Raw genomic sequence first — 20,482 nt, 5'->3', positions numbered from 1 at the left:
TAACAGGCTGATACCGCCCAAGAGTTCATATCGACGGCGGTGTTTGGCACCTCGATGTCGGCTCATCACATCCTGGGGCTGAAGCCGGTCCCAAGGGTATGGCTGTTCGCCATTTAAAGTGGTACGCGAGCTGGGTTTAGAACGTCGTGAGACAGTTCGGTCCCTATCTGCCGTGGACGTTTGAGATTTGAGAGGGGCTGCTCCTAGTACGAGAGGACCGGAGTGGACGAACCTCTGGTGTTCCGGTTGTCACGCCAGTGGCATTGCCGGGTAGCTATGTTCGGAATAGATAACCGCTGAAAGCATCTAAGCGGGAAACTAGCCTCAAGATGAGATCTCACTGGAACCTTGAGTTCCCTGAAGGGCCGTCGAAGACTACGACGTTGATAGGTTGGGTGTGTAAGCGCTGTGAGGCGTTGAGCTAACCAATACTAATTGCCCGTGAGGCTTGACCATATAACACCCAAGCAATTTGCTTGCTTCGAGCTGAAAAGCGAAAGAGCACCAGATTGCGGTGTGTGAAGACGAAATGAACCGAAAGTTCGACTCTTGCAAACACCGAAAGCTATCACATACCCAATTTGCTGAAGCGAGGCCTGCTGGTCGCGACTCAGTACCCGAATTTCTTGACGACCATAGAGCATTGGAACCACCTGATCCCATCCCGAACTCAGTAGTGAAACGATGCATCGCCGATGGTAGTGTGGGGTTTCCCCATGTGAGAGTAGGTCATCGTCAAGATTAAATTCCGAAACCCCATTTGCGAAAGCAGATGGGGTTTTGTTTTGGGCGGGCGGAAAGTGCGAGGGCGGATCAGGGCGAGCTCTCGAATATCCTCATGGGCGGCGGGCCTGAACTGGCCTAATGATTTTGAACACTTCAATCGGGCGCTATATTGGTACCCAAGTCTGAGGTGTTTGGATACTTCGCCAAAAAGTGCGCCTTTATCAAACAGCGCACGGGCGACTACTCGATTCGACGGCTTTGCCTGACGCTGATAGTGCATCCCGGTGGTTATTACAGCGTGGCGGTCTGAGCCGCAATCTATACGCGCCAAAGACGACCAGCGACTGCTGGGTTTGATCAAGCATTCCTGGCTGGAGAGCGGCGGCGTTTACGGCTATCGCAAAATCCATGATGATCTGCGCTAGGTCTGTGAGGATTGTGGTGGTGATTGTGTGGCTAGGCTGATGCATCTTTAAGGTATGCGTTCTCAGACAGGTTATCGACGCCGCCCCGGAAAGTGCGGGGGGAAGCCAACGGTCGCACCACCCAGTTTGTTGAAGCACCAGTTCGATGTCGTGGAATCCAACAGCGTTTGGGTCACTGACATCACCTACATTCGTACGTATGAAACAACGTAAAACGCCGCCATGGTTTCAACAATCAGCTACCATCGGTAGAGTTTGAAAATCGTTACGCAATGAGCTTGCAAGGTGTCTAGAGAATCCGGGGCGATTCACACTGATTGAGAAGGCGCGGGTTGACCGGCAAATAGTTAGGATTATTTTTGCCGTCCCAGTTCGGACGATCAATCGCATCTTGAACGTCAAGGATAACAATCAGGATAGGGGCGGATTGGTCCTTCATCTCATCTCCTTTGGGTAGGGCGGCAGGCCGAGTGTGCTGAGACGAGCCTCAACCAACAGTTGATTGCACTCGAAACCTGCCTACAGCTCTCTGCGAAGCCCTCCATAATGAATCTCAAGCTTATGCAAGTTGAGTTCGGCAGACGCTTACGGATACGCGCACTGCCTAATGCGGAACATTTGCCAGGATTCCTAACGGATATTGCCTTCTACCTAAGCTAGAAATCTCTCAATGGTTGGGCCTGGGTGTTGCCGACGCCTCGGAGTAGCCCAAATTCGTCCAATCGATAAGGCCGATATCGTAATTCGAGATTCGCGCGTTGGCTTATGCGTGATGGGAGGTGAGCGAGAGTGGGCTTTCGATGTCATCACAAGGCTTCTGGGGCGGGGCGTGAGCGCGCTCAACGATCTTTAAGGCTTGTAACTATCTTGTGGGCTGGTTTTGTCTGTTCTCGCCTTCTGGGCACCTTTGCCGGCCTCTGGCGACGTGACTTCACTTTTCCACAGACGAAAAAAAAGACCTTGAAATTCAAGGTCTTTTTTTAAGATGGTGCCCCGAGGGAGACTCGAACTCCCACTCCTTTCGAAAACGGATTTTGAATCCGCCGCGTCTACCAATTCCGCCATCAGGGCTCAATGGCGGCGAAGTATAGAGATGAGATTACCGTTGGTCAATCACGTTTCATGGTCTATTTTCACTATTTCCGCTAAACTTCCCGGCCCTGCTAGACGAACCCCATCATGCGCGTTTCTGACTTTACTTTTGAACTCCCTGATTCGCTGATCGCACGCCACCCTTTGGCCGAGCGTCGCGCCAGCCGACTGCTTACCCTGGAAGGGGTCAGCGGTGCCCTCGCACACCGTCAATTCACTGATTTGCTTAAGCATTTAAAACCAGGCGACTTAATGGTGTTCAACAACACCCGCGTAATCCCTGCGCGGTTGTTTGGCCAAAAAGCCTCCGGCGGCAAGCTGGAAATTCTGGTGGAGCGCGTGCTGGACAGCTATCGCGTGCTAGCCCATGTGCGCTCCAGCAAATCACCGAAGCCGGGTTCGAGCATTCTGATCGAAGGCGGCGGCGAAGCGGAGATGGTGGCGCGCCATGATGCATTGTTCGAGCTCAAGTTCGCCGAAGAGGTTCTGCCTCTGCTGGAGCGCGTCGGCCATATGCCGCTGCCTCCCTATATCGACCGCCCTGATGAAGTCTCGGACCGCGAGCGCTATCAGACGGTGTACTCCCAGCGCCTAGGCGCGGTTGCCGCGCCAACGGCCGGACTGCATTTCGACCAGCCGCTGCTGGATGCGATTGCGGCCAAGGGCGTCGAGACGGCTTATGTGACCCTGCACGTGGGGGCCGGCACCTTTCAGCCGGTGCGTGTGGATAACATCGAAGACCACCATATGCACAGCGAGTGGCTGGAAGTCAGCCAGGAAGTTGTCGATGCGGTAGCTGCGTGCAAGGCTCGTGGCGGGCGTGTAGTCGCAGTGGGTACCACCAGCGTGCGCTCCTTGGAGAGCGCGGCGCGTGATGGTGTGCTCAAACCGTTCAGTGGCGACACCGATATATTTATCTTCCCAGGCCGGCCGTTCCACGTCGTCGATTGCCTGGTCACCAATTTCCATCTGCCGGAATCCACGCTCTTGATGCTGGTGTCGGCATTTGCCGGTTACCCGGAAACCATGGCGGCTTATCAAGCGGCCATCAATAATGGGTACCGTTTTTTCAGCTACGGTGATGCGATGTTTATCACCCGTAACCCGGCGCCACGCGGCCCAGAGGAAACCTTATGAGTCGTATGTCGTTTGAATTATTGGCCACCGACGGCAAAGCCCGTCGCGGTCGCCTTACTTTCCCTCGCGGTACGGTAGAGACGCCGGCGTTCATGCCGGTTGGCACCTACGGCACCGTAAAGGGCATGCTGCCCCGTGACATCGTCGCCACCGGTGCCGAGATCATTCTTGGTAACACCTTCCACCTGTGGCTGCGTCCGGGCACGGAAGTGATCAAGAAGCACGGCGACCTGCACGATTTCATGAAGTGGCAAGGCCCAATCCTCACCGACTCCGGTGGTTTTCAGGTGTTCAGCCTGGGCGCCATGCGCAAGATCAAGGAAGAGGGCGTAACGTTCGCCTCGCCGGTGGATGGTTCTAAAGTATTCATGGGGCCGGAAGAGTCGATGCAGGTACAGCGTGACCTGGGTTCGGACATCGTGATGATTTTCGACGAGTGCACGCCTTACCCGGCCGATGAAGATGTCGCGAGAATCTCCATGGAGTTGTCGCTACGTTGGGCTCAGCGGTCGAAGAACGCCCACGGTGATAACACCGCTGCGCTGTTCGGTATCGTCCAGGGCGGTATGCATGAAAGCTTGCGTAAACGCTCGCTTGAAGGCCTCGACAAAATCGGGTTCGATGGCCTGGCCATCGGCGGTTTGTCGGTAGGCGAACCCAAACACGAGATGATCAAGGTGCTGGACTACTTGCCAGGCCTGATGCCCGCTGACAAACCTCGTTACCTTATGGGCGTTGGCAAACCGGAAGATCTCGTAGAGGGTGTGCGCCGCGGTGTGGACATGTTCGATTGCGTGATGCCAACCCGTAATGCCCGCAATGGGCATCTGTTTATCGATACAGGCGTGCTGAAGATCCGTAACGCGTTCCATCGCCATGATGATTCGCCGCTGGATCCCACCTGTGATTGCTACACCTGCCAGAACTTCTCCCGTGCTTATCTGCACCATCTGGACAAATGCGGGGAAATGCTGGGTAGCATGTTGAATACCATCCACAATTTGCGTCACTACCAAGTCCTGATGGCTGGTTTGCGCGAGGCTATTCAACAGGGTACATTGGCCGCCTTCGTCGATGCCTTCTATGCCAAGCGCGGGCTCCCTGTGCCGCCCTTGGACTGAGTTTTCCGACCCTAAGATTCACTATTTGCAACTGGAGTGCTAAATGAGCTTTTTTATCTCTAACGCCATGGCTGACGCCGCTGCGCCTGCTGCTGCCGGCCCTATGGGCGGTGGTTTCGAGTGGATTTTCCTGGTCGGCTTCCTGGTCATCTTCTACCTCATGATCTGGCGTCCACAGGCCAAGCGTGCCAAAGAGCAGAAAAACCTGCTGGGCAGCCTGCAGAAAGGTGACGAAGTTGTGACCACTGGCGGTATCGCCGGCAAAATCACCAAGGTTTCCGACGCTTTCGTGGTTCTGGAAGTCTCCGACACTGTAGAAATGAAGTTCCAGAAGGGCGCCATCGCCGCCACGCTGCCAAAAGGCACGCTCAAAGCGATCTAAGTAACAACCTTTACCAATCGACGGGGCGCGCAAGGCGCCCCGCGTTATAAGCGGGCGGCGTGATGCTGAACAAATACCCTCTGTGGAAATACGTACTGATCCTGGCGGTGCTGGCGATCGGTTTTATTTATTCCGCTCCCAATCTCTATCCTGATGATCCGGCGATCCAGATCACTGGCGCCAGCACTTCGTTGCAGGTCAATCAGGCTGACCTGGAACGCGCGAGCAAGGCTCTTAACGACGCGGGTATCCAAGTTAAAGCGGCAACATTGGCGGCTGGTGCGAAAGGCGGCTTGTTGCGCCTGACCAAGCAAGAAGACCAATTGCCGGCCAAAGACGTCGTGCGCAAGGCCATGGGTGACGACTACGTCGTTGCGCTGAACCTGGCACAGACCACGCCGCAATGGCTGCGCAGCATTGGCGCGCACCCGATGAAGTTGGGTCTGGACTTGTCCGGCGGTGTGCACTTCCTGCTGGAAGTCGACATGGACAAAGCCCTCGACGCACGCCTGAAAGTCTATGAGGGCGATGTGAAGAGCCTGCTGCGCAAAGAAAAGTTGCGTTATCGCAGCCTGCCGCAGCTCAACGGCGCCATCCAGTTGGGCTTCTCAGACGAAGCTTCCCGCGAACAGGCCCGTGCGCTGATCCGCAAGAACTTCAACGATTTTGACATCGTACCGGCTGACCTGAACGGTCAGGCCGTGCTGCGTCTTGCAATGAGCCCGGCCAAGATCGCCGAAATCCGCGAGTATTCCATCAAGCAGAACTTGACCACGGTACGTAACCGCGTCAACGAGCTGGGCGTGGCCGAGCCGATCGTTCAGCGCCAGGGCGCCAACCGCATTGTGGTTGAGCTGCCAGGCGTGCAGGACACCGCTGAAGCCAAGCGTATCCTGGGTAAAACTGCCAACCTGGAATTCCGTCTCGCAGCTGAGCCAGGCGCTTCCCGCGCGACTTCCGAGGAGTTCGAATTCCGTGAAGGCAATCGTCCGCCTGCGCAAATCGAGCGTGGTTTGATCATCACGGGTGATCAGGTAACCGACGCCAAGGCCGGGTTCGGCGAGCACGGCACACCTGAAGTTAACATTCGCCTGGATGGTCACGGCGGCGAACTGATGAGCCGCGCCACGCGCAGCAACGTCGGTCGCAGTATGGCGGTGATCTTCATCGAGCAGCGTCCTGTTACTACCTACACCAAGCAGATCGTCAACGGCGTCGAGAAAGACGTGCCGGTGCAGACCTTCAAGGAAGAGAAGAAGATCATCAGCCTGGCGACCATCCAGTCGCCGCTGGGTGCTCAGTTCCGTATCACTGGCCTGAACGGCCAGGGTGAATCCTCGGAGCTGGCACTGCTGCTGCGTGCTGGTGGCCTGGCGGCGCCGATGTACTTCGCTGAAGAGCGCACCATCGGCCCGAGCCTGGGTGCGGACAACATCACCAAAGGCGTGGATGCTGCACTGTGGGGCATGTTGTTCGTGTCGCTGTTCATCATCGCCATCTACCGCTTCTTCGGCATCATCGCTACCGTAGCCCTGGCGGGCAACATGGTGATGCTGCTGGCCTTGATGTCGCTGCTGGGCGCTACGCTGACCTTGCCGGGTATCGCCGGTATCGTACTCACCATGGGTATGGCGGTAGATGCCAACGTGCTGATCTTCTCGCGGATACGTGAAGAGATCGCCGCAGGCATGACTGTGCAGCGCGCAATCAACGAAGGCTTCGGCCGGGCATTTACCGCGATTCTCGACTCCAACCTGACCACATTGCTGGTTGGCGGGATTCTCTTTGCCATGGGCACCGGCCCTGTCAAAGGTTTTGCGGTGACCATGTCCCTCGGTATCTTTACCTCGATGTTCACGGCCATCATGGTGACCCGCGCAATGGTCAACCTGATCTTTGGCGGGCGTGACTTCAAGAAGTTGTGGATTTAAGGGGCTGCCATGTTACGTACAATCAACTTCATGGGCGTTCGCAACATTGCGTTCGGCGTCACTGTGCTCCTTACCGTTCTGGCGTTGTTCAGCTGGTTCCATAAGGGCCTGAACTACGGTTTGGATTTCACCGGGGGTACGCTCATTGAGCTGACCTACGAGAAGCCGGCCGACGTTACCTTAGTGCGCAACGAGCTGGTAAAGGCCGGTTATCACGAGGCCGTGGTGCAGAGCTTTGGTGCGACCACCGACCTGCTGGTGCGCATGCCAGGCGAAGATCCGCAACTGGGTCACCAAGTAGCCGAAGCCTTGCAAAAGGTTGGCGGCGACAATCCCGCGTCGGTCAAGCGCGTCGAGTTTGTCGGCCCGCAAGTAGGTGAAGAGCTGCGCGACCAAGGCGGCCTTGGCATGCTGATGGCACTCGTCGGCATCATGATTTACCTGGCTTTCCGCTTTCAGTGGAAGTTCGGTGTCGGCGCGATTGTGTCGCTGATCCACGACGTGATCGTGACCGTAGGTATTCTCGCGTACTTCCAGATAACCTTCGATCTGACCGTACTGGCGGCTGTGCTGGCGATTATTGGTTACTCGCTCAACGACACAATCGTGGTATTCGACCGGGTTCGTGAGAACTTCCGCGTATTGCGCAAGGCGACGTTGATCGAGAACATCAACATCTCCACCACTCAGACCCTGCTGCGTACCATGGCGACATCAATCTCCACTTTGCTGGCGATTGCTGCGCTGATGATCTTCGGCGGTGACAACTTGTGGGGCTTCTCCCTGGCGCTGTTTATCGGCGTTCTGGCGGGTACTTACTCGTCGATCTACATCGCCAACGTGGTGCTGATCTGGTTGAACCTCAACAGCGAAGACTTGATCCCTCCAGCCGCGACTGGCAAGGAGGTCGACGACCGCCCTTAATGAGCGCTTGTTGATCTGCTGTTACAAGAAAGGCACGAGTATTGAACTCGTGCCTTTTTTTTTGCTCCAAGGCTGGGTATAGCGCGGATCTTTCGGTCCGTTTGTGATGGTCAGGAGGTTCAACGTGAACAAGTCGTTACTGGTTGGTGCGGTATTGGGTGCTGTCGGTGTAACTGCCGGGGGTGCTGTCGCCACCTACAGCCTGGTAAAAAGCGGCCCTGAGTATGCGCAAGTGCTGGCGGTGCAGCCGGTAAAAACCCAGATCAAGACCCCTCGCGAAGTCTGTAAGGACGTCGCAGTTACTCGGCAGCGACCGGTGCAGGATCAACACCAGATCGCAGGTACCGTTGTGGGTGCATTGGCGGGTGGTTTGCTAGGTAATCAGATCGGTGGCGGTAACGGTAAGAAGCTAGCGACGGTAGCCGGTGCGGTCGGTGGTGGTTATGCCGGTAACAAGGTTCAAGAGGGTATGCAGAATCGCGATACCTACACCACCACACAAACGCGTTGTAACACCGTCAACGACATCAGCGACAAGGTAGTCGGCTATGACGTGCGTTACACCTTGGATGGTAAGGAAGGCTCGGTGCGGATGGATCGTGATCCGGGTGGCCAGATTCCGGTCGATAAAGAAGGTCGTTTAGTGTTGGGTCAAAACCAGCAATAATTTGAGGCTTGTCATAGTTGAAGGTGTGAGAGGGGGCTTGCTTTTGATGTGGGCGCATCGGTTAATGAGTCTGTAACTGAGCTGCTGTCATCGGAGGCAACATCCCTTTCACATTGATTGGTAGCGTTGCTGGTATTCAAGTTCGCACCAAATCGCAGGCATAAAAAAGCACCCCGAAGGGTGCTTTTTTTATGCTCGCTAGCTTAACGCTTCAGCGAGGCTGGCAGGTGTGGCTGTATAGCCGTCAGCACTGCCTTGAAGCATTTGGTGTTGCCAGCAACGACGTGGCCTTTTTCCAGGAAGTCGTGACCACCGGTGAAGTCGCTCACCAAGCCACCGGCTTCCTGGATCAGCAGAGCGCCTGCAGCCATGTCCCACTCGGACAGGCCTGACTCCCAGAACGCATCAAAACGACCGGCAGCAACATAGGCCAGGTCCAAGCTCGCTGCGCCAGCGCGACGGATACCTGCGGTCTGGCCAACCAGGGCGCGGAACATGCCCAGGTAGTTTTCCAGGTTGTCCATCTGGTCATCGCGGAAGGGGAAGCCGGTACCCAGCAGGGCGCCGTCGAGACTGGTACGGCCGCTGACTCGCAGGCGGCGACCGTTCAGCTGGGCGCCACGGCCACGGCTGGCGGTGAATTCTTCCTGGCGAACCGGGTCGAGGACGACGGCATGTTCCAGGCGGCCACGGTATTTGCAGGCGATGCTTACTGCGAAGTGGGGGATGCCGCGCAGGAAGTTGGTGGTGCCATCCAGTGGGTCGATGATCCACAGGTAGTCTTCGCCTTCGCCGCTACCTTTATGCAGGCCGGTTTCCTCACCCAGGATGCCGTGGGTAGGGTAAGCCTTGCGCAGTGCGTCGATGATTTTCTGTTCGGCGGCGCGGTCTACCTCGGATACATAATCCTTGGCGTCTTTTTCGTCGACCTTGATGGTATCCAGGCGCTCGATGGAGCGGAAAATCAATTCACTGGCGCTGCGGGCGGCGCGCAGCGCGATATTCAGCATGGGCTGCATGGATGTGTCACCTAAGGTTGTTAAAGAAAGCCGAGCATTCTAGCAGAAACTTTCTTCAGGTGAAGGACGACGTTAGCTTTCATGGCATAACCTTAGGCTGTTCTGTAAGATTTGCTCCCCTTTCCCGTGTCCGAGAGCGCCTCCCTTGCTGCAAAACATTCGTGTCGTCTTGGTCAATACCAGTCATCCAGGCAATATCGGTGGGGTGGCGCGTGCCATGAAAAACATGGGGCTGACGCGCCTGGTGCTGGTCGAACCGCGTGTGTTCCCGCATCACGAGGCCGATGCCCGTGCATCCGGTGCCAATGACATCCTTGAAAAAGCCCAGATCGTCGCCACCCTGGAGGATGCTTTGGTCGGCTGCAATCTGGTGCTCGGCACCAGCGCCCGTGATCGTCGTATCCCCTGGCCTTTGCTGGATCCCCGTGAATGCGGCGGCAAAGTGGTGGAAGAGGCTGCTGGTGGCGCTGAAATCGCCTTAGTGTTTGGTCGTGAAGACTCCGGCCTCACCAATGAGGAGCTGCAGCGATGTCACTACCATGTGCACATTCCATCGGACCCTGAATTCAGTTCACTGAACCTCGGGGCTGCGGTGCAGGTGCTGACTTACGAAGTGCGCATGGCGTGGCTGGCAGCTGCCGGTCAGCCAAGCAAAATGGAAAAGGAAGAGGTTGCGTCGACCAAAAGTGGCGAGCTGGCCACCATGGATGAGCTGGAGCGGTTCTATGAGCACCTGGAGCAAACCCTGGTGGCTATCGAATTCCTTGACCCTGACAAGCCGCGGCACTTGATGGCGCGCCTGCGTCGGTTGTACGGGCGCAGCTCGGTAAGCCGGGCGGAAATGAATATATTGCGTGGCATCCTCACGGAAACCCAAAAAGCGGCCCGTGGCGAGCTTCTTAAGCGGAAGGATTAAAAATGTTCGAGCGTTTGCGAGAAGATATCCAGAGTGTTTTCCACCGTGACCCGGCGGCCCGCAACGCCTTTGAAGTGCTGACCTGCTATCCGGGTATGCACGCGATCTGGATTCATCGGCTGTCCGGCGCCTTGTGGGGCATGGGCTGGAAATGGCTGGCGCGACTGGTGTCGAACTTCGGCCGCTGGTTGACGGGTATCGAGATTCATCCGGGGGCCAAGGTTGGGCGCCGTTTTTTTATCGATCATGGTATGGGTATCGTCATCGGTGAAACTGCTGAGATTGGCGACGATGTCACGCTCTATCAAGGTGTGACGTTGGGCGGCACTAGCTGGAACAAAGGCAAGCGCCACCCAACGTTGGGCGATGGCGTGGTGGTAGGGGCCGGCGCCAAGGTGCTAGGGCCATTCACCGTAGGTGCTGGCGCTAAGGTTGGCTCCAATGCGGTCGTGACCAAGGCTGTACCGCCTGGCGCAACCGTGGTGGGTATTCCGGGCCGAATCATCGTCAAGCCGGAAGTTGGCGATGAGCAGGAAGCAAAGCGCAAGGCAATGGCCGAGAAGATCGGCTTTGATGCCTATGGAGTCAGTGAAGACATGCCTGATCCGGTCGCGCGCGCCATCGGCCAGTTGCTTGACCACTTGCAGGCGGTGGACGGGAAGCTGGACGGTATGTGCGGCGCGCTGAAGGAGCTGGGCAGCAGTTACTGTGCGAAAGAACTTCCTGAGCTGCGCGAAGAGGACTTCGCCGAGATCAAGGACGAAGCTGCGACGAAGACTGGTTGAGGTCTTCCAGGCACTGAAAGTCACCTGTGGGAGGGGGCTTGCTCTCGATAGCGGTTTGTTAGTCGTTCACTAAGTGGGCTGGTCCGCTGCTATTGGGAGCGGTTGCCTCCTACACCTTGACCTCCATTGGTCTCGGAGTAGCCGCTAGGCCCTGTTCCCGCTGTTCGTCCCCACCCCATCCTGCTATGATTCGCGCGCCCTTTTTACGGGTAATCCTGACTAAAGTACTAGGTCTTATAGTTGACTTAAATACTCGGGAATCGCATACTTGCCCACATTCTGAAACACCTTGGTAATTGTCCATGAGACTGACTACAAAAGGCCGATACGCGGTGACTGCCATGCTCGACCTGGCTCTGCACGCGCAAACTGGGCCGGTGTCCCTGGCCGATATCTCCGAGCGCCAAGGCATTTCCCTGTCCTATCTTGAGCAGCTGTTCGCCAAATTGCGCCGTAGCAATCTGGTCTCCAGCGTGCGTGGGCCAGGTGGCGGCTATCAGTTGTCCCGCGATATGCAGGGCATTCAGGTGGCCCAGGTGATCGATGCGGTCAACGAATCCGTTGACGCGACCAAATGCCAGGGCCTGGGTGACTGCCATGCAGGCGACACCTGCCTGACGCACCATTTGTGGTGTGACTTGAGTCTGCAGATCCATGAGTTTTTGAGTGGTATCAGCTTGGCTGATCTTGTGACTCGCCGTGAGGTACAAGAAGTAGCCCAGCGTCAGGACCAGCGCCGTTGCAACACTAAGGCGCCGCGTCTGGACAAGATTGAAGCGTCCGCCGTCGAGTGACAGCCGAAGAGCTAACGGCACGCCAGCCAGCCTGATTTAGGAGAAAGTCCATGAAATTGCCGATTTACCTTGATTACTCAGCGACCACCCCGGTTGATCCGCGTGTCGCGCAAAAGATGAGCGAGTGCCTGCTGGTCGATGGAAACTTCGGCAACCCGGCCTCCCGTTCCCATGTATTCGGCTGGAAAGCCGAGGAAGCGGTCGAGAATGCTCGTCGCCAAGTCGCCGACCTTGTTAATGCCGACCCGCGCGAAATCGTCTGGACTTCCGGCGCCACTGAGTCCGACAACCTGGCAATCAAGGGCGCGGCGCATTTCTACGCGACCAAAGGCAAGCACCTGATCACCACCAAGATTGAGCACAAGGCTGTCCTCGACACCATGCGTCAACTGGAGCGTGAAGGTTTCGAAGTTACCTACCTTGAGCCGACCACCGACGGTATCGTCACCCCGGCCATGATTGAAGCCGCGCTGCGTGAAGACACAATCTTGGTTTCCGTGATCCACGTAAACAACGAAATCGGCACCATCAACGACATCTCGGCCATCGGCGAGCTGACTCGCTCCAAGGGCATTCTGTTGCACGTCGACGCTGCTCAGTCCACCGGCAAGGTTGATATCGACCTGTCCAAGCTGAAAGTTGACCTGATGTCGTTCTCGGCCCACAAGACTTACGGGCCTAAAGGTATCGGCGCGCTGTACGTGAGCCGTAAGCCACGCGTGCGCATCGAGGCCACCATGCACGGCGGCGGTCACGAACGCGGCATGCGTTCTGGCACCCTGGCGACCCACCAAATCGTAGGCATGGGCGAAGCCTTCCGTGTAGCCAAGGAAGACATGGCTGCCGAAAACGTGCGCATCAAGGCCCTGAGCGATCGCTTCTACAAGCAGGTCGAGAACCTTGAAGAGCTGTACATAAACGGCAGCATGACCGCCCGCGTACCGCATAACTTGAATTTGAGCTTCAACTACGTCGAAGGCGAGTCGCTGATCATGGCGCTCAAGGACCTGGCGGTTTCGTCCGGTTCGGCCTGCACCTCGGCCTCTCTTGAGCCTTCGTACGTACTGCGCGCCCTGGGCCGCAACGACGAACTGGCACATAGCTCGATCCGCTTTACGTTCGGCCGCTTCACCACCGAAGAACAAGTCGACTACGCCGCGCAGAAAGTCTGCGAAGCCGTCAACAAGCTGCGCGTTCTGTCGCCGCTGTGGGACATGTACAAAGACGGTGTCGATATTTCCAAGATCGAGTGGGCGGCACACTAACTATAGAAGCCGCCACCCAAGCTCTGTAGGAACGTGGCGGAAAACGCAGGCGTTTTTACAGGGTTCCAGAGCGGCCCTGATGAGTGAGGATTCAGTACCATGGCTTACAGCGAAAAGGTCATTGACCACTACGAAAACCCGCGCAACGTCGGCAAGATGAACGCGGAAGATCCTGATGTCGGCACCGGCATGGTCGGCGCTCCGGCGTGCGGCGATGTGATGCGCCTGCAGATCAAAGTCAACGAAGCTGGCGTCATCGAAGACGCCAAGTTCAAGACTTACGGTTGCGGTTCGGCCATCGCCTCCAGTTCTCTGGCAACCGAATGGATGAAAGGCAAGACTCTGGATGAGGCTGTGACTATCAGCAACACCCAGTTGGCCGAAGAACTGGCCCTGCCGCCAGTGAAAATCCACTGCTCCGTACTCGCAGAAGACGCCATCAAGGCGGCCGTTCGCGACTACAAGCAGAAGAAAGGCTTGATCTAAGCATTTGGCGACGAGTAAGGAGTCAACGATGGCTATCAGCATGACAGAAGCGGCTGCGCAGCACATTCGCCGCTCCCTGAATGGGCGCGGTAAAGGTGAGGGGATTCGTCTGGGTGTTCGCACCACGGGCTGTTCCGGCCTTGCCTACGTGCTGGAGTTTGTCGACGAGGTGGTTGAGGAAGACCAGGTGTTCGAAAGTCACGGCGAGAAAGTGATCATCGATCCTAAAAGCCTGACCTACCTGGACGGCACCGAACTCGATTTCGTCAAGGAAGGGTTGAACGAGGGCTTCAAGTTCAACAACCCCAACGTACGCGGTGAGTGTGGCTGCGGCGAAAGCTTCAACATCTGAGGCTATTCGTGGGTACTCCTTGTCATTTCGCTTTATTCGAGCTGCAGCCGAGCTTTCGGCTGGACCTTGAGCAGCTTGCCACGCGCTACCGAGAGTTGGCGCGTGGGGTGCATCCGGACCGCTTCGCTGACGCTTCCGAGCGTGAGCAACGCCTGGCCCTGCAGCAGTCGGCCAGCCTCAACGAGGCCTATCAGACACTGAAGAGTCCGCCAAAGCGCGCGCGTTACCTGCTCGCCATGAACGGCGGCGAGTTGCCGATTGAAGTCACGGTTCACGATCCCGACTTCCTGATGCAGCAAATGCAGTGGCGCGAAGAGCTCGAAGACCTACACGACGAGGCCGATGTGGCCGGTGTCGCCGTCTTCAAGCGCCGTCTGAAAGTGGCCCAGGATGAGCTCAACGAAAGCTTCGCAGCCTGTTGGGATGATGCAGAGCAACGTGAACAGGCTGAACGCCTGATGCGACGTATGCAGTTCCTCGACAAGCTCACCTACGAAGTGCGCCAGCTAGAAGAGCGCCTCGACGATTAACCCAGTGCTGCCCGTGATGCACGCCTGATAGACAGATAAGACCTGATTACCATGGCATTACTGCAAATCGCCGAACCCGGCCAAAGCCCTCAACCGCACCAGCGTCGCCTGGCGGTCGGGATTGACCTGGGCACCACCAATTCCCTGGTCGCTGCCCTGCGCAGTGGCCTGTCCGAACCGCTGCCGGACGCTGATGGGCAGGTCATCCTGCCCTCGGCCGTGCGCTATCACGCTGATCGCACCGAGGTCGGTGAGTCTGCCAAGTTGGCGGCATCTAGCGATCCTTTGAACACTGTGCTGTCTGTCAAGCGCTTGATGGGGCGTGGCTTGTCCGACGTCAAGCAGCTCGGCGACCAACTGCCGTATCGCTTTGTCGGCGGCGAATCCCACATGCCTTTCATCGATACTGTCCAGGGGCCGAAAAGCCCGGTGGAAGTGTCGGCTGATATCCTCAAGGTGCTGCGCCAGCGTGCAGAAACGACCTTGGGCGGCGAATTGGTCGGTGCAGTGATCACGGTTCCAGCTTATTTCGACGACGCACAGCGTCAAGCCACCAAGGATGCGGCGAAGCTTGCCGGCCTCAACGTGCTGCGCCTGCTCAACGAGCCGACTGCTGCTGCTGTGGCCTACGGTCTGGACCAGCACGCCGAAGGTCTGGTTGCCATTTATGACCTGGGCGGCGGCACTTTTGATATTTCGATCCTGCGCCTGACCGGCGGTGTGTTTGAGGTGCTGGCTACTGGTGGCGACAGCGCGCTGGGCGGCGATGACTTCGACCACGCGATCGCAGGCTGGATTATCAGCAGTGCCGGCTTGTCCGCGGACTTGGATCCAGGCGCACAGCGCAACTTGCTGCAAACTGCTTGTGCCGCTAAAGAAGCGCTGACTGATGCTGCCTCTATTGACGTGTCTTACGGCAACTGGTCGGCACCGCTGACGCGCGAAGCCTTCGATGCGTTGATCGAGCCAATGGTCGCCCGCAGCCTCAAGGCGTGCCGTCGCGCCGTACGTGATTCCGGTATCGAGTTGGAAGACGTCGGTGCCGTGGTCATGGTGGGTGGTTCGACCCGTGTGCCGCGTGTTCGTGGGGCAGTTGCCGAGGCTTTTGGTCGCGAGCCACTGACCGAAATCGACCCCGATCAAGTAGTCGCCATCGGCGCAGCGATCCAGGCAGACACCTTGGCCGGCAACAAGCGCGATGGTGGCGAACTGCTGCTCCTCGACGTGATTCCGTTGTCGCTGGGGCTGGAGACCATGGGCGGCTTGATGGAGAAGGTGATTCCGCGCAACACCACCATCCCCGTCGCCCGCGCCCAGGACTTCACCACTTATAAAGACGGCCAGACGGCCATGATGATTCATGTGCTGCAAGGCGAGCGCGAGCTGATCAGTGACTGCCGCTCCCTGGCGCGTTTCGAATTGCGTGGTATCCCTGCGATGGTAGCCGGTGCTGCGAAAATTCGTGTGACCTTCCAAGTCGACGCCGACGGCCTGCTTAGTGTCGCGGCCCGTGAGCTGGGGTCGGGTGTTGAAGCCAGCATCCAGGTGAAGCCTTCCTACGGCCTCACCGACGGCGAAATCGCCAAGATGCTCAAGGACTCGTTCCAGTACGCCGGTGACGACAAGGTCGCCCGTGTGCTGCGCGAACAGCAAGTGGATGCGCAGCGCCTGCTTGAAGCGGTGCAGGGCGCCCTTGAGGCTGACGGCGAACGCCTGCTGGATGCCGAAGAGCGCATGGTCATCGACCTGCAGATGCATGAATTGGCCGAACTGATGAAAGGCACTGATGGTTATGCTATCGAGCAACAGACCAAGCGCTTGTCGCAAGTGACCGATGCCTTTGCCGCCCGCCGTATGGACCAGACGGTAAAAGCCGCCCTGGCGGGACGCAACCTGAATGAAATCGAGGAATAATTAATGCCGCAGGTCATTTTTCTGCCACACGCCGAGCATTGTCCGGACGGTATGGTTGTGGAGGCTGAGACCGGCAAGTCCATCCTCGAAGTTGCCCATGACAACCACATCGAAATCGAAAGCGCTTGTGGTGGCGTGTGCGCCTGTACCACTTGTCACTGCATCATTCGCGAGGGTTTCAATTCGCTTGAAGAAGCCGACGAGCTGGAAGAGGACTTTCTCGATCGTGCCTGGGGCTTGGAAGCGCAATCGCGTCTAAGCTGTCAGGCAAAGGTGGGAACTGAGGACATCACTGTCGAAATTCCGAAATATTCGCTCAACCATGCGGCCGAAGCGCCGCATTGATTCAAGGAACTGTCATGAGCCTGAAATGGGTTGATGTACAAGAAATCGCTATACAACTTGCTGAAGCTCATCCTGAGGTCAATCCTCTTACCGTGAACTTCGTCAAACTGCGTGATCTCGTAATGGCGCTGCCGGAATTCGATGACATCCCGGATCGGGGTGGCGAAAAGGTTCTGGAGGCGATTCAGGGCCTGTGGATCGAAGAAGCAGACTGAGCCGCCTTTTACGCAGTTAGGCAATACCCAATAACCCGCGTATAATTCGCGGGTTTAATTTTTCGTAAATTACCGTTTCTGGAGTTACACCATGGCTGTTCAACGTACTTTCTCCATCATCAAGCCTGACGCTGTTGCAAAAAACGTCATCGGCGAGATCACCACTCGTTTCGAAAAAGCCGGCCTGAAGGTTGTAGCTTCGAAACTCAAGCAACTGTCCAAGGCTGAAGCTGAAGGCTTCTACGCTGAGCACAGCGCTCGTGGCTTCTTCGGCGACCTGGTTGCCTTCATGATCTCCGGTCCTGTTGTTGTTCAGGTTCTGGAAGGGGAAAACGCTATCGCTCTGAACCGTGAGCTGATGGGCGCTACCAACCCTAAAGAAGCTGCTGCCGGCACTATCCGTGCTGACTTCGCTGAATCCATCGACGCCAATGCTGTACACGGCTCGGACTCCGAAGCTGCCGCTGCTCGCGAAATCTCGTACTTTTTCGCTGCTACTGAAGTAACCGCTCGCTAAGCATTGGCTTAAAGAGTGAGGGTGAATCCATGACTACATCGACTGTTAAAACCAACCTGCTGGGTCTGACTCAGCCGGAAATGGAGAAATTCTTCGACTCAATCGGGGAGAAGCGCTTCCGTGCCGGTCAGGTAATGAAATGGATTCACCACTTTGGTGTCGACGATTTCGACGCCATGACGAACGTCAGCAAGGCCCTGCGCGACAAGCTCAAGGCCATTGCTGAGGTCCGTGGTCCCGAAGTTGTCAGCGAGGACATTTCCACCGACGGCACCCGTAAATGGGTGGTGCGCGTGGCGTCCGGCAGCTGCGTCGAGACCGTGTACATTCCCCAGGGCAAACGTGGCACCTTGTGCGTTTCGTCCCAGGCAGGCTGTGCCCTGGATTGCAGTTTCTGCTCCACCGGCAAGCAAGGCTTCAATAGCAACCTCACTGCCGCCGAAGTCATCGGCCAGGTGTGGATTGCCAACAAATCCTTTGGCAGCGTCCCGGCGACCGTCGACCGTGCCATCACCAACGTGGTGATGATGGGCATGGGTGAGCCGCTGCTGAACTTCGACAACGTGATTGCGGCCATGCATCTGATGATGGACGACCTGGGCTACGGCATCTCCAAACGCCGTGTGACCCTGTCGACCTCCGGTGTGGTACCGATGATTGATGAGCTGGCCAAGCACATCGACGTATCCCTGGCGTTGTCGCTGCACGCACCTAATGACGCATTGCGTAACCAATTGGTGCCGATCAACAAGAAGTATCCGCTTAAGATGCTGCTCGAATCTTGCCAGCGTTACATGGCGACTTTGGGTGAGAAACGCGTGCTGACCATTGAGTACACCATGCTCAAGGACATCAACGACAAGGTCGAACACGCGATCGAGATGATCGAGTTGCTCAAGAACACCCCGTGCAAGATCAACCTGATCCCGTTTAACCCGTTTCCCCATTCTGGCTACGAGCGGCCGAGCAACAACGCCATTCGTCGTTTCCAGGATCAACTGCACCAGGCAGGCTACAACGTCACCGTACGCACCACTCGTGGTGAAGACATCGACGCCGCCTGCGGCCAATTGGTAGGACAGGTGCTGGATCGCACCCGTCGCAGCGAACGTTATATCGCCGTGCGTGAACTGAATGCCGCCGACGACATGCCGCAAATCGCTGTGAATCGAATCTGAGAGAGGATCTCTATGCCCTTGCGCCTTGCGCTGCTTCTGCTTGTTACCGGCCTCGCGGCCGGTTGTGTTTCATCGGGCCATGAGAGCCCTTTGCAAACCGGTAAAGGTCGTGATGAGGCGCGAGTTGCCTATGTGCAACTGGGGTTGGGTTACCTGCAGCAGGGCATGAGCGAGCAGGCCAAGGTGCCTTTGAAAAAGGCCCTTGAGCTGGACAACAACGATGCCGACGCCAACGCTGCATTGGCCTTGGTGTTCCAAGCCCAGGCCGAACCTGAACTTGCCGATCAGTATTTCAGAAAGGCTTTGGCCTTCCGTCCTGCCGACCCTCGGCTGCTGAACAATTACGGCAGCTTCCTGTTCGAACAGAAACGTTATGACCAGGCTTCCCGTTATTTCCAGCAAGCTTCTTCCGACACCCTTTACCCAGAGCGTTCGCGGGTCTTCGAGAACCTTGGGGTGACCTCAATGCGTCTCGGCCAGCGCGACAGTGCTCGCCAGCAATTGGAAAAAGCCCTGCACCTGAACAGTCGCCAGCCGCGGGCGTTGCTCGAAATGGCTGAGTTGTCTTACGAAGACAGGCATTATGTGCCGGCACGTGACTATTACGAGCGTTTTAGCCTGCTCAGCGGGCAAAATGCACGTAGTCTATTGCTCGGTGTGCGCCTGGCGACAGTTCATGAAGAACGCGACACGGCCGCACATTTTGGCCAGCAACTCGAACGACTCTATCCCGGTACGCCGGAATATCAGCAATACCTGTCGGAGCAATGATGAAAGCGGCGCACCCGGAAGTTGTAGCAGCTAATCGCGTAAACCCAGGCGAAACCTTGCGTCAGGCCCGCGAAAGCAATGGTTGGTCGCTGGCGGAAGTGGCCCTCAAGCTCAATTTGACCACCACGTCCTTGGGCAATCTGGAAGCTGGCGCGTTCGATAAGCTGCCTGGGCACACCTTCGCCCGAGGCTATATCCGCGCATACGCCAAATTGCTGGGTATCGACCAGACCGTTCTGGTTCAGGAGTTCGACCAATTCACCGGCACCGATTCCCAGGGCAGCAGTGTTCATGGCCTGGGTCGTATCGAAGAGCCAGTGCGCGTTTCCCACACCATTTTGCGAATTGTTAGCCTGTTGCTGCTTGTTGCGGTGATCGGTGGCGGGTTTGTCTGGTGGCAAGACCAAGCCTCTCAGCGCAGTAAAGACCTGACCAGCAGCGCGATGGAGCACGTCGAAGTCGAAAGCGCCGATGGCACCACGCAGATCCATCCGTTGGATGAACCGGAAGACCAGGCTGTTGCCGAGGGGCAGGCCACGTCTGAAGCGCCGCTCGCGACCGAGCAACCGGCCCCGGAAACCGCTCCTGCGACAACCGCCGCTGTGCCTGCTCCTGTAGCGCCAGCGACTCCGGCAGCGCCCACCGCCCAGGCTCATACGCCGGCAGCACCCGCGTCCGCGCCCCCCGCTCCAGCAGCCTCGGCTACGCCAGCTATTTCGCCACCTACCACTCCAGCATTGATCGCCGGTGACGGGCGCGTACAAGTGACCTACATTGCTGACTGCTGGACGCAAGTCACCGATGGCAACGGTAAAGTGCTGTTTAGTGGTCTTAAGCGTAAGGGAGATACTCTTGACCAAGGCGGTAAGCCTCCTCTGACGCTGCGTCTGGGCTTCGCCCGTGGCGCGCAAGTGGCCTACAACGGTCAGCCTGTGGACGTGGCGCCGTTCACCAGTGGCGAGACTGCTCGCCTCAAGTTGGGACAATAGT

22 protein-coding genes, 1 tRNA gene, 2 rRNA genes and 1 pseudogene (1 of these 26 running past the window's edge) are annotated in these 20,482 nt (G+C 57.2%); 23 read left to right on the top strand and 3 right to left on the bottom strand.

Annotation, left to right across the window (positions count from 1 at the left end; translation table 11 throughout):
- The 3 genes and pseudogenes from LRO94_RS23630 to LRO94_RS23620 form a co-directional block, all read left to right on the top strand.
- A 23S ribosomal RNA gene (locus LRO94_RS23630) occupies nt 1-456 on the top strand (it extends 2,436 nt beyond the left edge of the window).
- Nucleotides 457-625: 169 nt separating this feature from the next.
- Nucleotides 626-741: ribosomal RNA gene (gene rrf / locus LRO94_RS23625) — 5S ribosomal RNA — on the top strand.
- A 193-nt stretch (nt 742-934) separates the two neighbouring features.
- Nucleotides 935-1,355: pseudogene (locus LRO94_RS23620) on the top strand (IS3 family transposase); the annotation flags it as partial.
- 85 nt (nt 1,356-1,440) lie between these two features.
- On the opposite strand, the gene LRO94_RS23615 reads toward LRO94_RS23620, so the two are convergent.
- Both LRO94_RS23615 and LRO94_RS23610 read right to left on the bottom strand, forming a co-directional pair.
- Complete coding sequence (locus tag LRO94_RS23615; protein WP_233896898.1) at nt 1,441-1,590, bottom strand: hypothetical protein; 150 nt, start codon at nt 1,588-1,590, stop codon at nt 1,441-1,443.
- Nucleotides 1,591-2,137: 547 nt separating this feature from the next.
- Nucleotides 2,138-2,222: transfer RNA gene (locus LRO94_RS23610), tRNA-Leu, on the bottom strand.
- Between the two features lie 108 nt (nt 2,223-2,330).
- On the opposite strand from LRO94_RS23610, the gene queA reads away from it, so the two are divergent.
- From queA to LRO94_RS23580, 6 genes are all read left to right on the top strand, one after another.
- Nucleotides 2,331-3,380 (top strand): tRNA preQ1(34) S-adenosylmethionine ribosyltransferase-isomerase QueA, encoded by a 1,050-nt coding sequence (gene queA / locus LRO94_RS23605; RefSeq protein ID WP_032890671.1) that lies wholly within the window; start codon nt 2,331-2,333, stop codon nt 3,378-3,380.
- 5 nt (nt 3,381-3,385) lie between these two features.
- Nucleotides 3,386-4,501 (top strand): tRNA guanosine(34) transglycosylase Tgt, encoded by a 1,116-nt coding sequence (gene tgt, locus LRO94_RS23600; RefSeq protein ID WP_003175976.1) that lies wholly within the window; start codon nt 3,386-3,388, stop codon nt 4,499-4,501.
- A gap of 43 nt (nt 4,502-4,544) precedes the next feature.
- Nucleotides 4,545-4,883: a preprotein translocase subunit YajC gene (gene yajC, locus LRO94_RS23595; protein WP_003175975.1), complete on the top strand. Its 339-nt coding sequence runs from the start codon at nt 4,545-4,547 to the stop codon at nt 4,881-4,883.
- A 62-nt stretch (nt 4,884-4,945) separates the two neighbouring features.
- Nucleotides 4,946-6,814: a protein translocase subunit SecD gene (gene secD / locus LRO94_RS23590; protein WP_032890673.1), complete on the top strand. Its 1,869-nt coding sequence runs from the start codon at nt 4,946-4,948 to the stop codon at nt 6,812-6,814.
- 9 nt (nt 6,815-6,823) lie between these two features.
- Nucleotides 6,824-7,738: a protein translocase subunit SecF gene (secF, locus tag LRO94_RS23585; RefSeq protein WP_032890676.1), complete on the top strand. Its 915-nt coding sequence runs from the start codon at nt 6,824-6,826 to the stop codon at nt 7,736-7,738.
- Between the two features lie 124 nt (nt 7,739-7,862).
- A complete protein-coding gene (locus tag LRO94_RS23580; protein ID WP_032890678.1) occupies nt 7,863-8,405 on the top strand; it encodes a glycine zipper 2TM domain-containing protein in 543 nt (180 codons plus the stop codon).
- A gap of 203 nt (nt 8,406-8,608) precedes the next feature.
- Here the strand turns inward: LRO94_RS23580 and suhB are convergent, their stop codons facing one another.
- Nucleotides 8,609-9,424, bottom strand: coding sequence for a type III secretion system regulator SuhB (suhB, locus tag LRO94_RS23575; protein WP_003175971.1), 816 nt, complete (start codon nt 9,422-9,424; stop codon nt 8,609-8,611).
- Nucleotides 9,425-9,569: 145 nt separating this feature from the next.
- Here suhB and trmJ point away from each other — a divergent pair, with 145 nt between their 5' ends.
- From trmJ to LRO94_RS23505, 14 genes are all read left to right on the top strand, one after another.
- Nucleotides 9,570-10,340 (top strand): tRNA (cytosine(32)/uridine(32)-2'-O)-methyltransferase TrmJ, encoded by a 771-nt coding sequence (gene trmJ / locus LRO94_RS23570; protein WP_032890680.1) that lies wholly within the window; start codon nt 9,570-9,572, stop codon nt 10,338-10,340.
- Between the two features lie 2 nt (nt 10,341-10,342).
- On the top strand, nt 10,343-11,125 hold the full coding sequence (gene cysE / locus LRO94_RS23565; RefSeq protein ID WP_032890682.1) for a serine O-acetyltransferase: 783 nt from the start codon (nt 10,343-10,345) through the stop codon (nt 11,123-11,125).
- A 302-nt stretch (nt 11,126-11,427) separates the two neighbouring features.
- Nucleotides 11,428-11,919: a Fe-S cluster assembly transcriptional regulator IscR gene (gene iscR, locus LRO94_RS23560; RefSeq protein ID WP_003194020.1), complete on the top strand. Its 492-nt coding sequence runs from the start codon at nt 11,428-11,430 to the stop codon at nt 11,917-11,919.
- Nucleotides 11,920-11,969: 50 nt separating this feature from the next.
- The gene (locus LRO94_RS23555) at nt 11,970-13,184 is read left to right on the top strand and encodes an IscS subfamily cysteine desulfurase (protein WP_032890684.1); all 1,215 of its coding nucleotides are present in this window, start codon (nt 11,970-11,972) and stop codon (nt 13,182-13,184) included.
- A 99-nt stretch (nt 13,185-13,283) separates the two neighbouring features.
- Complete coding sequence (gene iscU, locus LRO94_RS23550) at nt 13,284-13,670, top strand: Fe-S cluster assembly scaffold IscU (protein WP_003209682.1); 387 nt, start codon at nt 13,284-13,286, stop codon at nt 13,668-13,670.
- 28 nt (nt 13,671-13,698) lie between these two features.
- Nucleotides 13,699-14,022, top strand: a complete 324-nt coding sequence (gene iscA, locus LRO94_RS23545; protein WP_003209680.1) for an iron-sulfur cluster assembly protein IscA — start codon at nt 13,699-13,701, stop codon at nt 14,020-14,022.
- A gap of 8 nt (nt 14,023-14,030) precedes the next feature.
- The gene (gene hscB / locus LRO94_RS23540; protein WP_179179895.1) at nt 14,031-14,552 is read left to right on the top strand and encodes a co-chaperone HscB; all 522 of its coding nucleotides are present in this window, start codon (nt 14,031-14,033) and stop codon (nt 14,550-14,552) included.
- 51 nt (nt 14,553-14,603) lie between these two features.
- Nucleotides 14,604-16,466, top strand: coding sequence for a Fe-S protein assembly chaperone HscA (hscA, locus tag LRO94_RS23535; protein ID WP_032890687.1), 1,863 nt, complete (start codon nt 14,604-14,606; stop codon nt 16,464-16,466).
- A gap of 3 nt (nt 16,467-16,469) precedes the next feature.
- Nucleotides 16,470-16,811 (top strand): ISC system 2Fe-2S type ferredoxin, encoded by a 342-nt coding sequence (gene fdx / locus LRO94_RS23530; protein WP_032890689.1) that lies wholly within the window; start codon nt 16,470-16,472, stop codon nt 16,809-16,811.
- Nucleotides 16,812-16,825: 14 nt separating this feature from the next.
- The gene (gene iscX, locus LRO94_RS23525; protein ID WP_032890702.1) at nt 16,826-17,026 is read left to right on the top strand and encodes a Fe-S cluster assembly protein IscX; all 201 of its coding nucleotides are present in this window, start codon (nt 16,826-16,828) and stop codon (nt 17,024-17,026) included.
- Between the two features lie 91 nt (nt 17,027-17,117).
- Entirely contained in the window at nt 17,118-17,543 is a 426-nt protein-coding gene (gene ndk, locus LRO94_RS23520) for a nucleoside-diphosphate kinase (RefSeq protein ID WP_003175956.1), read from the top strand.
- Nucleotides 17,544-17,572: 29 nt separating this feature from the next.
- Nucleotides 17,573-18,721, top strand: a complete 1,149-nt coding sequence (gene rlmN, locus LRO94_RS23515) for a 23S rRNA (adenine(2503)-C(2))-methyltransferase RlmN (protein WP_032890704.1) — start codon at nt 17,573-17,575, stop codon at nt 18,719-18,721.
- Between the two features lie 12 nt (nt 18,722-18,733).
- Entirely contained in the window at nt 18,734-19,492 is a 759-nt protein-coding gene (gene pilW / locus LRO94_RS23510) for a type IV pilus biogenesis/stability protein PilW (RefSeq protein WP_179179896.1), read from the top strand.
- On the top strand, nt 19,492-20,481 hold the full coding sequence (locus tag LRO94_RS23505; RefSeq protein ID WP_179179897.1) for a RodZ domain-containing protein: 990 nt from the start codon (nt 19,492-19,494) through the stop codon (nt 20,479-20,481). The genes pilW and LRO94_RS23505 overlap by 1 nt, the downstream gene beginning before the upstream one ends.
- Nucleotide 20,482 lies beyond the last annotated feature (1 nt).

Source organism: Pseudomonas sivasensis (assembly GCF_021391435.1).
In the GTDB taxonomy this organism is placed as follows: domain Bacteria; phylum Pseudomonadota; class Gammaproteobacteria; order Pseudomonadales; family Pseudomonadaceae; genus Aquipseudomonas; species Aquipseudomonas sivasensis.
Note: the sequence above shows the minus strand (reverse complement) of the source record. Positions and strands in the feature narration are given on the sequence as shown.

What these genes read in the sequence shown, in the direction of transcription:
- queA (WP_032890671.1), top strand. Translation starts at nt 2,331, where the DNA reads ATGCGCGTTTCTGACTTTACTTTTGAACTCCCTGATTCGCTGATCGCA.
- pilW (WP_179179896.1), top strand. Translation starts at nt 18,734, where the DNA reads ATGCCCTTGCGCCTTGCGCTGCTTCTGCTTGTTACCGGCCTCGCGGCC.
- secF (WP_032890676.1), top strand. Translation starts at nt 6,824, where the DNA reads ATGTTACGTACAATCAACTTCATGGGCGTTCGCAACATTGCGTTCGGC.
- LRO94_RS23505 (WP_179179897.1), top strand. Translation starts at nt 19,492, where the DNA reads ATGAAAGCGGCGCACCCGGAAGTTGTAGCAGCTAATCGCGTAAACCCA.
- iscA (WP_003209680.1), top strand. Translation starts at nt 13,699, where the DNA reads ATGGCTATCAGCATGACAGAAGCGGCTGCGCAGCACATTCGCCGCTCC.
- tgt (WP_003175976.1), top strand. Translation starts at nt 3,386, where the DNA reads ATGTCGTTTGAATTATTGGCCACCGACGGCAAAGCCCGTCGCGGTCGC.
- rlmN (WP_032890704.1), top strand. Translation starts at nt 17,573, where the DNA reads ATGACTACATCGACTGTTAAAACCAACCTGCTGGGTCTGACTCAGCCG.
- cysE (WP_032890682.1), top strand. Translation starts at nt 10,343, where the DNA reads ATGTTCGAGCGTTTGCGAGAAGATATCCAGAGTGTTTTCCACCGTGAC.
- LRO94_RS23555 (WP_032890684.1), top strand. Translation starts at nt 11,970, where the DNA reads ATGAAATTGCCGATTTACCTTGATTACTCAGCGACCACCCCGGTTGAT.
- ndk (WP_003175956.1), top strand. Translation starts at nt 17,118, where the DNA reads ATGGCTGTTCAACGTACTTTCTCCATCATCAAGCCTGACGCTGTTGCA.
- secD (WP_032890673.1), top strand. Translation starts at nt 4,946, where the DNA reads ATGCTGAACAAATACCCTCTGTGGAAATACGTACTGATCCTGGCGGTG.
- yajC (WP_003175975.1), top strand. Translation starts at nt 4,545, where the DNA reads ATGAGCTTTTTTATCTCTAACGCCATGGCTGACGCCGCTGCGCCTGCT.
- suhB (WP_003175971.1), bottom strand. Translation starts at nt 9,424, where the DNA reads ATGCAGCCCATGCTGAATATCGCGCTGCGCGCCGCCCGCAGCGCCAGT.
- LRO94_RS23615 (WP_233896898.1), bottom strand. Translation starts at nt 1,590, where the DNA reads ATGAAGGACCAATCCGCCCCTATCCTGATTGTTATCCTTGACGTTCAA.
- iscX (WP_032890702.1), top strand. Translation starts at nt 16,826, where the DNA reads ATGAGCCTGAAATGGGTTGATGTACAAGAAATCGCTATACAACTTGCT.
- iscU (WP_003209682.1), top strand. Translation starts at nt 13,284, where the DNA reads ATGGCTTACAGCGAAAAGGTCATTGACCACTACGAAAACCCGCGCAAC.
- hscA (WP_032890687.1), top strand. Translation starts at nt 14,604, where the DNA reads ATGGCATTACTGCAAATCGCCGAACCCGGCCAAAGCCCTCAACCGCAC.
- iscR (WP_003194020.1), top strand. Translation starts at nt 11,428, where the DNA reads ATGAGACTGACTACAAAAGGCCGATACGCGGTGACTGCCATGCTCGAC.
- fdx (WP_032890689.1), top strand. Translation starts at nt 16,470, where the DNA reads ATGCCGCAGGTCATTTTTCTGCCACACGCCGAGCATTGTCCGGACGGT.